Annotated in this window: 15 protein-coding genes and 1 other annotated feature; of the genes, 14 read left to right on the top strand and 1 reads right to left on the bottom strand. The window is 27.8% G+C overall.

Annotation, left to right across the window (positions count from 1 at the left end):
* The 7 genes from NSA58_RS07710 to ileS all read left to right on the top strand — a co-directional run.
* A partial coding sequence (locus NSA58_RS07710) for an HlyD family efflux transporter periplasmic adaptor subunit (protein WP_257560351.1) occupies positions 1–1030 on the top strand: 1030 nt, incomplete at its 5' end.
* A 26-nt stretch (positions 1031–1056) separates the two neighbouring features.
* Complete coding sequence (locus NSA58_RS07705; RefSeq protein WP_039678887.1) at positions 1057–1752, top strand: YggS family pyridoxal phosphate-dependent enzyme; 696 nt, start codon at positions 1057–1059, stop codon at positions 1750–1752.
* Between the two features lie 22 nt (positions 1753–1774).
* Entirely contained in the window at positions 1775–2242 is a 468-nt protein-coding gene (locus NSA58_RS07700) for a cell division protein SepF (RefSeq protein ID WP_039678888.1), read from the top strand.
* 19 nt (positions 2243–2261) lie between these two features.
* A complete protein-coding gene (locus NSA58_RS07695; protein ID WP_039678889.1) occupies positions 2262–2522 on the top strand; it encodes a YggT family protein in 261 nt (86 codons plus the stop codon).
* 13 nt (positions 2523–2535) lie between these two features.
* Positions 2536–3321, top strand: coding sequence for a YlmH family RNA-binding protein (locus NSA58_RS07690; protein ID WP_074429175.1), 786 nt, complete (start codon positions 2536–2538; stop codon positions 3319–3321).
* A gap of 11 nt (positions 3322–3332) precedes the next feature.
* Entirely contained in the window at positions 3333–3863 is a 531-nt protein-coding gene (locus NSA58_RS07685; protein ID WP_039678891.1) for a DivIVA domain-containing protein, read from the top strand.
* A 76-nt stretch (positions 3864–3939) separates the two neighbouring features.
* Positions 3940–4164, top strand: a binding site (T-box leader).
* Positions 4165–4314: 150 nt separating this feature from the next.
* Entirely contained in the window at positions 4315–7428 is a 3114-nt protein-coding gene (gene ileS / locus NSA58_RS07680; RefSeq protein WP_039678892.1) for an isoleucine--tRNA ligase, read from the top strand.
* A gap of 38 nt (positions 7429–7466) precedes the next feature.
* Here the strand turns inward: ileS and NSA58_RS07675 are convergent, their stop codons facing one another.
* Entirely contained in the window at positions 7467–8063 is a 597-nt protein-coding gene (locus tag NSA58_RS07675) for a TetR/AcrR family transcriptional regulator (protein ID WP_039678893.1), read from the bottom strand.
* Between the two features lie 184 nt (positions 8064–8247).
* Here NSA58_RS07675 and NSA58_RS07670 point away from each other — a divergent pair, with 184 nt between their 5' ends.
* The 7 genes from NSA58_RS07670 (at position 8248) to NSA58_RS07640 (ending at position 13356) form a co-directional block, all read left to right on the top strand.
* Positions 8248–9093, top strand: a complete 846-nt coding sequence (locus NSA58_RS07670) for a DegV family protein (protein ID WP_039678894.1) — start codon at positions 8248–8250, stop codon at positions 9091–9093.
* Positions 9094–9268: 175 nt separating this feature from the next.
* Entirely contained in the window at positions 9269–9973 is a 705-nt protein-coding gene (locus NSA58_RS07665; RefSeq protein ID WP_074079175.1) for a 5'-methylthioadenosine/adenosylhomocysteine nucleosidase, read from the top strand.
* 130 nt (positions 9974–10103) lie between these two features.
* Positions 10104–10589 carry a DUF5665 domain-containing protein gene (locus NSA58_RS07660; protein WP_052232894.1) on the top strand — a complete coding sequence of 162 codons (486 nt, stop codon included), beginning with the start codon at positions 10104–10106 and terminating at the stop codon, positions 10587–10589.
* 13 nt (positions 10590–10602) lie between these two features.
* On the top strand, positions 10603–11094 hold the full coding sequence (locus tag NSA58_RS07655) for a TraR/DksA C4-type zinc finger protein (RefSeq protein ID WP_052232895.1): 492 nt from the start codon (positions 10603–10605) through the stop codon (positions 11092–11094).
* Positions 11095–11116: 22 nt separating this feature from the next.
* Positions 11117–11896, top strand: a complete 780-nt coding sequence (locus NSA58_RS07650) for a polysaccharide deacetylase family protein (protein ID WP_039678897.1) — start codon at positions 11117–11119, stop codon at positions 11894–11896.
* A gap of 96 nt (positions 11897–11992) precedes the next feature.
* A complete protein-coding gene (gene lspA, locus NSA58_RS07645) occupies positions 11993–12445 on the top strand; it encodes a signal peptidase II (RefSeq protein ID WP_039678898.1) in 453 nt (150 codons plus the stop codon).
* Complete coding sequence (locus tag NSA58_RS07640; RefSeq protein WP_039678899.1) at positions 12445–13356, top strand: RluA family pseudouridine synthase; 912 nt, start codon at positions 12445–12447, stop codon at positions 13354–13356. The genes lspA and NSA58_RS07640 overlap by 1 nt, the downstream gene beginning before the upstream one ends.
* Positions 13357–13495 lie beyond the last annotated feature (139 nt).

Raw genomic sequence — 13495 nt, 5'->3', positions numbered from 1 at the left:
GATACTTATATATTTAGTATTTAAAGGAGTAACTCTTTTAATAGGATTGAATACATCTGTATTAGTACTAAAAGATGATTTTTACACTATGAAAGTTAAGGAAAAGTGTATTGTTATAAGAGATGAATATTTAATAAAAAGTGATACTAGTGGAACACTATCTTTGCTAGTAAATAATAATGAAAAAGTTCAAAAATCTCAGAATATAGCTACCATATACAATAACAATATAGATGATAGTATTAATAAAGAAATAAATAATTTAAAAGAAGAGATAAAGGACTTGGAAAGAGAAAACAATGCATTAAAAATTGGTATATTATCTGTAAAAAAAGAAGAATTAAAAATATTAGAAGAAAAAGTTAAAGCTAATGCTACCAATTATTATGCTAGTACATCTGGAATTATATCTTATAAATATGACAACAATGAAAATAAATATAATAGTGATGATTTGTCTAATTTAACTAAAGAAGATATAGAAAATCTAAGTAATAACTATATACCGACTTCAACTAATAATAAAAAGATAAAACAAGGTAATATTATAGCTAGATTGATAAACAATAATGAGTATTATGTGGCATTTGTAAGTGAAGATAATAAGTTGTTTAATGAAGGTGATAGTGTTAAAATTAAAATTAAGAATGAGGAAATAAATGGCGAAATATATAAAATATATAAAAAAAATAATTGTTTTATTATAGTAGTTAAAATTACACAACAAAATCTTGAAATTTACGATACAAGAGTGGAAGAATTTGATATAATATATAGACAAATGGAAGCTTTAAGGATACCGAAAGAATCTATAGTAAAAAAGGACAGCAAAACAGGTGTATATGTTATAAATGAAGAAAATAATAAGCCAGAATTTATAGAAATTAAAGGTATTTCTTTTGAGGACGATACTTATGTATATGTGGATTTTAGAAGTAATGAAGTTAATGGGGTAAACACAATTAAATTGCATGATAGAATTATTTTAAGACCTAATTTTATAAACAAAAGAATTACAAAGATTAATTAGTATAAGGAATAAGAAGGTGATAATTTATGTCAATTAAAGATAATATAATATCTATTAAACAAAATATTAATGATATAAGAAAAGAAAGTAACAGACAAGAAGACGTAAATTTAATGGCAGTTACTAAAACTGTAGATGTAGATAAAGTTTTAGAAGCTATAGATGCAGGAATTACAGATATCGGTGAAAATAAACCTCAAGAATTAGCTAGAAAGTATGAAGTTATTGGCGATAAAGTTAGATATCATTTAATAGGTACTTTACAAACTAATAAGGTAAAGTACATAATTGATAAAGCTTATATGATCCATTCTTTAGATAGAATATCTTTATGTGAAGAAATTCAAAAAAGAGCTGAAAAAATAGATAGGATAATTAATTGTTTAGTTCAAGTTAATATTTCAAAAGAAGAAAGTAAACATGGACTGGAGGAAGAGTTTGTAATAGATTTTATAAAAGAAGTATCTAACAACTATAAAAATATACATATTAAAGGATTAATGACAATGGCACCTTTTATAGATGATGAAGAAGAAATAAGAAAGGTATTTAGAAGTCTAAAGAATTTATCATTACAAATTAAGGACTTAAACTTACCAAATGTAGAAATGGATACTTTATCTATGGGGATGAGCCATGATTATAAAATTGCAATAGAGGAAGGGGCTACAATTGTAAGAGTAGGAACTTCAATATTTGGACAAAGAAATTATAACAAATAGAAAGTATAGGGAGGAATATAAAATGAGTGAAGGATTTATAAAGAAATTTAAAGATTGGATGTCAATTGAAGAAGATGAATACGATGGAGAAGATGAATATGATGGTATTCAAGAAGAATCAGATCAAGAAGAATCTAAATTAGAAGCTACTAATTCTCAAGTAACAAGAAGTAGCAAAGTTGTTAATATACATACTAATAGTCAAATGAAAGTTGTTATAGCTGAACCTAAAAAATATGATGATGTGACTATAATAGCAGATCATCTAAGACAAAGAAGAGCTGTAATAGTTAATTTAGAAAGTGTAGAAGAAGAGCCAGAAGTTAAAAAGTCTATATATTACTTTATAAGTGGAGCAGTATATATACTAGATGGAAGTATGCAAAAGGTTTCTAAGTCAATATTTATATTAGCCCCAAACAATGTGGATATAGATGCAAATATTAAAAAAGAGTTAGAAAGTAAAGCATTTTTTCCATGGCAAAAATAATACATAAAGGAGAAAAACCATGCAAATGATAGCTGTATTACTGATTAAGCTTTTAAACATATTAAGTTGGATTATTTTAATACAATGTTTAATGTCTTGGTTTCCAGGAGCTAGATACTCAAGGGTATACGAAATATTAAGTATGTTTACAGAGCCTTTAGTGGGACCGATTAGAGAACTTTTATTTAGATATATAGATATACCAATAGATTTTTCACCAATTATAGCTTTTTTTGTAATATCAATGGCACAAAGATTAATCGTAAGCTTGGCTTGGTAAAATAGGTAATAAAATGGACAAGTTAAAATTAACATCTCACATTAAAGATACAGATTTAAAAAATAAGATGTTTAGAATAATTGATAAAGCAAATGGCTGTTTAAAAAATTATGATGTAAGATATAGTGATTTTTTAAATCCGTTTGAAGTGGAGAATGCTAAAGCAATTTTAAATTCTAATAGCGACTTGAAATATACAGTTGATGGTGGTTATGATGAAAGCGAAAGAAAAATAGTATTTATTTATCCATTTTATATGGAATATGAAGATATAAATGAAACTTTGAGATTTATACAAATAGAAGGAAATTTCAAATTTAAATCAATCAGTCATAAAGATTATCTAGGTTCTTTATTAAGTCTAGGTATAAAAAGAGAAAAAATTGGAGATATAATTATACATGAGAACTTTTGTCAGGTAATTGTTACTTTTGATATCTGTGATTTTATTTTAATGAACTTAGAGAAGGTTGCTAGGAACAATGTGAAGTTAAAAGAAATTTTTAGAAATGACATTCTTTATAATATACCTAATTATAAAGAGGTTAACTTTACTGTTTCTTCAAGTAGAATAGATTGTATAATAAGTGGTATGTACAATATTTCGAGACAAGAAAGTGCTAAGTTAATAAATAACGAAAAAGTTCAAGTTAATTATGAAAAAATCACATCTTGCTCAAAAGAAATAAAATCAGAATCTCTGATATCCGTCAGAGGAAAAGGTAGATCACAAATAACTAATATTGGTGATTTAACTAAAAAAGGAAAAATAAAAGTTCAAGGAAAATTATTATTGTAGGAGGGGAATATATGATAACTCCAATGGACATAGAAAATAAAGAGTTTAAAAAAGGATTTAGAGGATACCATGAAGATGAGGTTGATGAATTCTTAGATAGGGTAAAAGAAGATTTTGAAAATCTATATAGAGAAAATTTAGATTTAAAGGAAAAAATCAAATTGTATCAAGAACAAGTAAGCAGATATAAAACTATAGAAAAGACTTTAAATGATACATTAATAACTGCTCAAGCAGCAGCTAAAGATACTTGTGAAGCTGCAAATAAAAAAGCTAAGATGACAGTAGATGAGGCAGAATTAAAAGCAAAACAAATAACAGAAAACTGCAGAGAACAGATTGATACATTAAGGAAAGAATATGATGATTTAGTAAAAAACTTTAAAAGATTTAGAAATAGATTTAAATCTTTAATAAAAGAAGAGATAGAAACTATAGATGATATATTCTCTGATGTTGATGAGCATTTAAGTGTAGATGGTTTATATGAAGAAGAACATACTTATTTAGTAGAAGATGAGGCTGCTACTTCTATGGAATAAGAAAAATGTTTAAATAATAATTATATTGACTGAAGAGGTAAGTTATTGTATACTTTAAGAATATAATTACATATTAAAAAAAGCAATGATAGAGAGAGTAGGCTTTTGGATATTCTACAGAGAGTTGGATAAGCTGAGAACCAACGTATTGAATAAAGTTGAAAATCACTCTGGAGCTGCAGGCTGAAAGATTTTAATCAATTAAGCTATGCCGGTTAGTGTCGTTAAACTATAGAGTGTTATATATACTACAAGTATATATAGAATTAGGGTGGTAACGCGATTTCAACTCGTCCCTTTTATTAGGGGACGAGTTTTTTTATGTTTAAAATACCTTAATTTTAAATTATACTAACCAAAGTTATAAATATGTATATTGGCATTTAAGTCAATAAAAATGGGAATAATTAAATTTTATACTAATAAATAATCAAGAAAGGGTGAACTTAATATGGCAAAATTTAAGCCACTAGTAGATTCTTCAGTAAAAGATGCTGAGAGTCAAGTGTCAGAATATTGGAAACAAATAGATATACTAGACAAAACATTAGAAAAAGGACAAAATGATCCTAGCTTCGTATTCTACGAAGGACCTCCAACAGCAAATGGTAATCCAGGTATACACCATGTTGTTGCTAGAACTTTAAAAGACTGGGTTTGTAGATATAAAACAATGAGTGGATATCAAGTTAAGAGAAAAGCTGGATGGGATACTCATGGACTACCAGTTGAACTTCAAGTTGAAAAAGAATTAGGTTTAACTAATAAACAACAAATAGAAGAGTATGGTATAGCTGAGTTCAACCAAAAATGTAGAGAGTCTGTTTTCACTTACGAAAGTAAATGGAGAAATATGACTGAGAGAATGGCATATGAAGTTGATTTAGATAATCCATACATAACACTAGACAATAACTATATAGAATCAGTTTGGTGGATACTAGATAAATTCAATAAAGAAGGATATTTATACGAAGGTCATAAGATACTTCCATACTGCCCAAGATGTGGAACTGGACTTGCATCACATGAGGTTGCTCAAGGATACAAAGAAGTTAAAACTAATACAGTTATAGCTAAATTCAAGAGAAAAGATGCTGAAAATGAATACTTCTTAGCTTGGACAACTACTCCTTGGACTCTACCTTCAAACGTTGCATTAACAGTTAACGGAGAAGTTGATTACTTAAAAGTTAAAAAAGATGATGAAATATATTATGTTTCTAAACCTTTAGCAAATAAAGTTTTAGGAGAAGGAACTTATGAAATATTAGAAGAGATGAAAGGTGCTGAATTAGAAGGTGTTGAATATGAGCAATTAATGCCATTTGTAACAACAGATGAAAAAGCATTCTTCATAACTTTAGGTGATTATGTAACTACTGAAGATGGTACAGGTATAGTCCATACTGCTCCAGCTTTCGGTGAAGACGACTACAATCTAGGAAGAAAATATAACTTACCAGTATTACAACCTGTTGATGAAAGTGGTAAATTTACTGCTACTCCATGGGAAGGTAAATTTGTTATGGAAGACGGTTTAGACGTTGAAATAATAAAATGGTTAGCGCATGAGAACAAATTATTCTCTAAATTAAAAGTAGAACATAACTACCCACACTGTTGGAGATGTTCAACTCCACTTGTATACTATGCAAAACCAAGCTGGTATATAGAAATGACTAAATTAAAAGATAAATTAATAGAAAATAATAATACTGTTAACTGGTATCCAAAATTCGTTGGTGAAGGAAGATTTGGTAACTGGTTAGAAAATTTAAATGATTGGGCAGTATCAAGAACAAGATACTGGGGTACTCCACTTAACGTATGGAGATGTGAATGTGGTCATAAGGATTCAGTAGGTTCTAGAGAAGAGTTAGCGGCTAAAGCTGTTGAAAATATAGATCCAAAAACTGTAGAGCTTCACAGACCATATGTAGATGATATACATTTAAAATGTGAATGTTGTGGAAAGCCAATGACAAGAGTAACAGAAGTTATAGATTGTTGGTTTGATAGTGGTGCAATGCCATTTGCTCAACATCACTATCCATTTGAAAATAAAGAAAACTTTGATCAATTATTCCCAGCAGATTACATCTGTGAAGGTATAGATCAAACTAGAGGTTGGTTCTATTCATTACTTGCTATATCTACATTTGTTACAGGAAAAGCTCCTTACAAAAATGTACTTGTTAATGACCTAGTTCTTGATAAAGATGGTAAGAAAATGAGTAAATCTAGAGGAAATACAGTAGATCCATTTGAATTATTCGATAAATATGGAGCAGATGCTTTAAGATGGTATCTATTATATGTATCTCCACCATGGACTCCAATAAGATTTGATGAATCAGGTCTTAGAGAAATACAAAGTAAGTTCATAGGAACTATCAAAAACGTATACAATTTCTTTGCATTATATGCAAACACTGATAATGTAAATCCAACTGATTTCTTTGTTGAATACAAAGATAGACCAGAATTAGATAGATGGATATTATCTAGATTCAACCACTTAAAGAAAGAAACTGAAGAAAACTTAGCAATATTCGAAGTTAACAAAACTATAAGAAGCATACAATCATTTATAAATGATGATTTATCTAACTGGTATATAAGACGTTCAAGAAGAAGATTCTGGGCTACTGAATTAACAGAAGATAAAAAAGCAGTATATAATACTACTTATGAATTATTAACTGAGCTTTGTAGAATGATAGCTCCATTTGCTCCATATCTTTCTGAAGAAATATACAGAGATTTAACTAATGAAGAATCAGTTCACTTAGCATCTTACCCAAGAGCTAATGAAGAATTAATAGATTTAGAATTAGAAGAAAAAATGGAAATAACTAAAACTTTAGTAACTTTAGGTAGAGCATCTAGAGAAGAAAGTAAAATAAAAGTTCGTCAACCAGTTCAAAAAGTATTAGTTGATGGGAAGTATGAAGCTCAAATAAGTGACGTTGTAGACTTAATAAAAGAAGAACTTAACGTTAAAGAAGTTGTATTTGCTGTTGATTTAAGTGAATACATGAACTATAGCTTAAAACCAAACTTCAAAGCTTTAGGACCAGTTTTAGGTAAGAAGATGGGAATGTTTGCAGGTGCTTTAGGTAAATTACAAGCTAATGAAGTAGTACCTAAGTTAGAATCTGGTGAAAAATTAACTGTTGATTTAGCTGGAGAATCATTTGAATTTGGAAAAGATGATGTATTAATAAATATATCGGCTAAAGAAGGATTCGACGTATGTATGGAAAATAACATATTCGTTATATTAGATACTAATTTAACTTCAGAGTTAATAGAAGAAGGATATGTAAGAGAGTTCATATCAAAAGTACAACAATTAAGAAAATCTAATGATTTCGAAGTATTAGATAATATAGATATAAAATTCTGCGCAGATGATGAAATAGCTAAAGCTGTAAGTAATTTTGATGAATATATCAAAAATGAAACTTTAGCATTAGATATAGAAAGAGTAGAAGATGATACTTTAGAAGTATTTGATCTAAATGGACATGACGCAGGAATAAAAGTTATAAGAAAATAATAGCTTAAATTAAAAAAGAGCTACCTCTTAGTTAATAACTATAAAGAGGTAGTTCTTTTTTTATTTGAATAATCTATTAAGAATTTAGCAATTTCTGCATAAGGTACTTTTTCAGCTTTTAAAAGCGCTTGTACTACTAATCCATCTACTACAGACATTAGTAGGAAGGAAGCCCCTTTGGCATGTGATTTATCAGCTATAATTTGTGTCATTTGATTCTCTAAAGTGGTCCTCCACTCTACGTATTTCACGCCAATTCTTTCTCTTAAAGCATTATTGCCCATTATTGCTTCACAAATTAAGTACATATGTATTCTGCCAGTACTCTCAATGTTTGAAATATTTTTAAGAACTACTAATACAAATTCTTCAGTAGTAAAATGAAAATTTATTTCTTTTATGCAATCCAACAATGCCTCTGATAGTATGCTTAAATGATTATCGGCTATATCAAAAATAATATCGTCTTTTGATGCATAATGGTAATATAATGTGCCTTTACTTATGTTAACTTCTCTTGCTATATCTGCCAAAGAAGTATTATTTATACCATTTTTAGTCATTAAATCAATAGAAGTTAATAAAATCTTTTCCTTCATATTATGATTTTGTTTAGTGGCTCTATCTAATTTCATATTTTAAACCTTCCTAACTTTACTTATCTACACTTATTATAATGTCACAAAAAAATATTGTCAAACTAGAAAAAACATTTTCATTCTTTAAATATTGACAAAAATCATTATAAAAGATAGAATATACTTATTACTCGGTCAGCTGACCGATTTAGAGGACTATATTTAAGGAGAGGTATTTTGAATGAGGAATATAAAATTAATAACAGATGGTAGTTGTGATCTTTCGCAAGAAATTATAGATAGTAGTAAAGTTGAAATCGTAGATGTAATGGTTTCTTTTGGAGATAAAAGTTATTCAACAAGAACAGATATAACTATACCTGAGTTTTATGAGATGATGAAAGATTATAATGAATTACCAAAAACATCATGTCCATCTCCTAATCAATTCTTAGATGCGTTTGATTGTGAAGAAGACAATATTATAGTATTATGTTTAACAAGTAAACTATCTGGGATTTATAATAGTGCAGTACTTGCAAAAAATATGTATGAAGAAGAAAATGGAAATAAAAAGAGGATAGAGATAATAGATTCTACTACAGGTTCAATTGGCCAAGCATTATTAGTATCAAAAATTTCAAATATGATGGATGAAGATAAAAGTATGGACGAAATAGTAAATACTATTGAAAAATTAAAACATGAAGTAGTATTCTATGGAGCTTTACACACTTTAGAAAATGCAATAAAAGGTGGAAGAATAAATGCTCTAGCAGGTAAAATAATAGGTGCTTTAAACTTAAAGGCTATTGTTCATATTAGTGATGGTCTAGTTAAGCCTATAGATAAAGCTAGAGGAGAGAAAAACTCTATAAATAAAGTTATAGATTATATAAAAAATAATGTTCACAAAACAAGTGGAACTAAATTAGCTATAGGACATGCAAATTGTCCGGAAAAGGCTATGAAAATTAAAGAAATATTGGAGAGCTATCACGATTTTAAAGAAGTTTACGTGATGGAAGTAGGACCATCAATGGGTGTTTATACATCAGAAGGTGCAGTACTTGTAGCGGTTATATAAATTTAACTTCTTGACAAATTTATATATAAAACATATTATTAAATATATTGAAAATATCCGTTCTAATTTATTAGAACGGTTTTTTAAATACTAGAAATTTATAATTTATTTGTTTTTTAGATAAATTTTAATAAAATACTTATTTATTGAAAATGTACGTAAATTAGGAGGCAATATGAAAAAAATAGGAATAATTGGAGCAATGGAATTAGAGGTAACAACTTTAAAAAGTTTAATGGACATAGAAAATACTGTGAAAAAAGCAAGTTTAACATTCTATGAAGGAAAGTTAGAAGGTAAAGATATAGTATTAGTTCAATGTGGAATAGGAAAAGTAAACTCTGCACTATGTGCTCAAATATTAATAAGTGAATTTAATGTGGATGCTGTGGTTAATACAGGAGTGGCAGGAGCTATACACTCGTCTCTTGATGTAAATGATATAGTAATATCAACAGAAGCAATACAATACGATGTAGATGCTAGAGCTTTTGGATATAAAAAAGGTCAAATACCACAAATGGATAATTCAGTATTTATAGCAGATGAAAGACTTGTAAATGCTGCATATGAATCATCGCTAGATCAAGTTAAGGATAAAGAATTTAAAATAGTTAAAGGTAGAGTAGCTACAGGAGATATATTTATATCATCTAAAGAGTTAAAAGAAGAATTAGAAAATGATTTTAATGCTTATTGTGGAGAAATGGAAGGAGCAGCTATTGCTCATGCTTGTTATTTAAATAATATTCCATTTGTAATAATAAGAGCCATGTCAGACAAAGCTGATGGAAGTGCTAATGTAACTTATGATGAATTTGTTATAGAAGCAGCTGAAAACTCAAAAGATATAGTATTAAAAATGTTAAAAGCATTATAAAAAAGAAATAATTAATGATAAAAAAGGAAAGACTAAGAAAATGAAAATTACTTAGTCTTTATTTTATATTTTTAAAGCTTTTTTCGTATACTAAATTTGATGCTAAGAATATATAAAAGGATGTGGAATAATGAAGTTTAATACTCGTATATCTGCAGAAAATTTAAGGAATTATAAAGGTAAAAAGAAAAAATTCGATATTGAAGATGAAAAATATTTAGATATAGATAAAGCAATAAAAGCTTCTTATACAGAAAAATGCAAAAAAAATAATGAAGAATATGTGAGTATTGAAGATATTGATAGACTTATTAATGGTATGTATTTAAGTGATGATTCACAAAAAGAATTAGGTATCATTAAAAGATATTTAGAAAAACTAATAATAATAATTGAAAGAAGTAGAATTAGAGATTATATGTATTTGACAGATAGTAAAAGGCGATTATTTATTATTAATTTTATTGCTGGATTAGGAAAAGGATTTGGTCAAGCTATTGGATTTACCATTCTGGCAGCATTAGTACTCGCGTTATTATTTAGTTGGGTAGACTTGCCTTTTGTTGGTAGGTACATAGCAAAATTATTAAATATAGTACAACAATACAGAAAATAGATGAGGTGATATTGTGGATTACAGAAAAAAATTAGAAAAAGAAAAAGCGAAAGTGAGTAAAACAATTAAGGAAATGGAAGACAATACATTATTTGGAGATACTACTAAACATACTAGTGAAAAATATAGTACTGGAGAATTATCTAGTGTTGATAATCACATAGGAGATATAGGAACAGATGTATATATGCATGATATGGATAATAGCTTGATTAGTCATGAAAAGTATGTACTTGATGAAATAAACGAAGCTTTAGATAAGGTTTCTGATGGTAGTTATGGTATTTGTACAAATTGTCATAAAAAAATAGAAAAAGAAAGATTAGATGTAATACCTGAAACAACACTTTGTTCTTCTTGCGCAAAAGAAATTATTACAGCTCCAGATGAAAGTGAAAGTATGGATAAAAATGCTATTAATTCTTATAATGATATGTATTATAGTGAATATATTAAAGATTTAACAGACTTAAATAAAAATGGTTTAGATGGTGAAACTGAATAATTATAAGTAAGGAGTGCTTTGCATGAGAAAGGCTATTTATGTATTAATATTAGGTGCAATAGTTTTGATAGGAGTAAGTATTAGAAATCTATCTAATAAAGACATAGAAACGGAAGCATTTGAAAATATATCAAAAAATGATTATGAAGATTTAATAATTAAATGTGGCAATACAAATGAAAAACTTCTTGCATTAACTTTTGATGATGGACCTGATGAAGATTTTACACCACAAATATTGGATATTTTGAAGAAATATGATGTAAAGGCAACATTTTATGTTATTGGAGAGAAAGTTCAATATAATAAAAAAATAATAAAAAGAGAATTTGAAGAAGGTCATGAAATAGGAAACCATACTTATACTCATATAAATGTATCAAAAAATGGATATAATAAAATTAGAAAAGAAATAGGAGATACACAAAGTGCAGTTAAATCTGTGACAGGAGTATATCCTAAAACCTTTAGACCACCATATAGAGCTATTAGCAGAGATATGTGTGAAATAATAAAAAAAGAAGATATGAATATAGTACTTTGGTCTTATGTAGATGCTAGAGATTGGGAAAGTCCGGGTGTAAATTCTATTGTAAAATCTATAGAAAGTGGAATACAAAATGGATGTATAATACTACTGCATGACTATAATAAAATAAGGAATCCTAAATCTCAAACCATAGAAGCTTTAGATGTAATTATTCCAGATTTATTGGAAAAAGGATATAAATTTGTTACAATATCAGAGTTAATAGAACATTTAGAAAAGAATACAAATAATGAAAAAATGCAAATTAAATAATATATAAGAGAAAAAGTATCTTTTAGAAATTTGTTTCTTTAAAGATACTTTTTTTGTATAATAAATAGGATAAGACTTATTTAGGAGGAATTGAAAATGTATGAAGTCATTGTAGCTATACTGATTGGGTTAGATCAAATAATAAAATACTGGGCATTAAATTATTTACAAGTAGTAGAAAGTATTCCTGTTATAAATAATATATTCAATTTAACTTATGTGGAAAATAGGGGGGCAGCCTTTGGTATGCTACAAAATAATCAAACTATATTCATAGTAGTTGCGGCAATTGCATCTTGTTATGGTATTTACTATTTACATACTAAGAAAATGAATAATATTGGCAAGATAGGTATAATATTAGTAATATCAGGTGCTATAGGAAATCTAATAGATAGAGTTAGGTTAGGTTTTGTAGTGGACTACTTAGATTTTCATATAATATGGAACTATGTATTTAATTTAGCAGATTGTTTCGTAGTAGTAGGAACAATACTTCTATGTATATATATAATTACAAGCGAAGAAGATAAGAAGCAGGTGAAATAATGGATGAAATAAGAGAATTTTTAGTCCTTGAGGAAGAAGAAGGAGAAAGGTTAGACGTATACTTATCTAGTCAGCTAGGAGATATGTCTAGAAGTTATATACAAAAAATTATTAAAAATAAAAAAGTTAGGGTTAATGATAAGGTTGAAAAAGCAAAATATTTAGTTAAAGAAGAAGATAAAATAGTTATTGAAATACCAGCACCAAAGTTACTAGAGATTGTTCCACAAGATATCGCTATAGATATAGTCTACGAAGATAATGATTTACTAATAGTGAATAAGGCACAAAATATGGTAGTTCATCCGGCACCAGGAAATTATGATAATACTTTAGTAAATGCAATTTTATATCATTGTAAAGATAATTTATCATCTATAAATGGTGTAATTAGACCAGGTATAGTTCATAGAATCGATAAAGATACTTCAGGTCTTTTAATGATTGCAAAAAATAATAATGCACATAACTCATTAGCAGATCAATTAAAAGACCATTCTATAACTAGAGAATATGAATTTATTTGTCACGGTGTATTTAAAGAAGATAAAGTAACGGTGGACAAGCCACTAGGAAGAAATCCTAAGGATAGATTGAAAATGGCCGTAGTCAAAGATGGCAAAAGAGCTGTAACTCACTTTGAAGTAATAGAAAGGTTTGAAAACTATACTTTAGTTAGAGCTACATTAGAAACAGGAAGAACTCATCAAATTAGAGTTCATGCTGCATCTTTAAACCATCCAATTTTAGGAGACCCTTTATATGGTCCTAAAAATAATAAGTTAAAAATCGAAGGTCAAACTCTTCACGCTAAAAAATTAGGATTTATTCATCCTAGTAAGAATGAATATGTGGAATTTGACTCACAACTTCCAGAATATTTTCAAAAAATACTTAATAGAATAAAGTAATAGAAAGTGGGAAAAATACTATTGAAAAAAACTTATTAATTATATATAATAAGTAATAGTAATTAAATACCTTTAAAATGATACAGAGATATCATAAGGCATATAACAATAGAATTTTTTGATGTGAAAAAATACTAAC

Source organism: Terrisporobacter muris (genome assembly GCF_024621905.1).
Taxonomy (GTDB): domain Bacteria; phylum Bacillota; class Clostridia; order Peptostreptococcales; family Peptostreptococcaceae; genus Terrisporobacter; species Terrisporobacter muris.
This window is presented reverse-complemented; position numbering and strand designations above follow the sequence as displayed.

Bases quoted from the DNA above. Each gene is read 5' to 3' on its own strand.
- NSA58_RS07705 (WP_039678887.1), top strand. From the start codon at position 1,057: ATGTCAATTAAAGATAATATAATATCTATTAAACAAAATATTAATGAT.
- NSA58_RS07700 (WP_039678888.1), top strand. From the start codon at position 1,775: ATGAGTGAAGGATTTATAAAGAAATTTAAAGATTGGATGTCAATTGAA.
- NSA58_RS07695 (WP_039678889.1), top strand. From the start codon at position 2,262: ATGCAAATGATAGCTGTATTACTGATTAAGCTTTTAAACATATTAAGT.
- NSA58_RS07690 (WP_074429175.1), top strand. From the start codon at position 2,536: ATGGACAAGTTAAAATTAACATCTCACATTAAAGATACAGATTTAAAA.
- NSA58_RS07685 (WP_039678891.1), top strand. From the start codon at position 3,333: ATGATAACTCCAATGGACATAGAAAATAAAGAGTTTAAAAAAGGATTT.
- ileS (WP_039678892.1), top strand. From the start codon at position 4,315: ATGGCAAAATTTAAGCCACTAGTAGATTCTTCAGTAAAAGATGCTGAG.
- NSA58_RS07675 (WP_039678893.1), bottom strand. From the start codon at position 8,063: ATGAAATTAGATAGAGCCACTAAACAAAATCATAATATGAAGGAAAAG.
- NSA58_RS07670 (WP_039678894.1), top strand. From the start codon at position 8,248: ATGAGGAATATAAAATTAATAACAGATGGTAGTTGTGATCTTTCGCAA.
- NSA58_RS07665 (WP_074079175.1), top strand. From the start codon at position 9,269: ATGAAAAAAATAGGAATAATTGGAGCAATGGAATTAGAGGTAACAACT.
- NSA58_RS07660 (WP_052232894.1), top strand. From the start codon at position 10,104: ATGAAGTTTAATACTCGTATATCTGCAGAAAATTTAAGGAATTATAAA.
- NSA58_RS07650 (WP_039678897.1), top strand. From the start codon at position 11,117: ATGAGAAAGGCTATTTATGTATTAATATTAGGTGCAATAGTTTTGATA.
- lspA (WP_039678898.1), top strand. From the start codon at position 11,993: ATGTATGAAGTCATTGTAGCTATACTGATTGGGTTAGATCAAATAATA.
- NSA58_RS07640 (WP_039678899.1), top strand. From the start codon at position 12,445: ATGGATGAAATAAGAGAATTTTTAGTCCTTGAGGAAGAAGAAGGAGAA.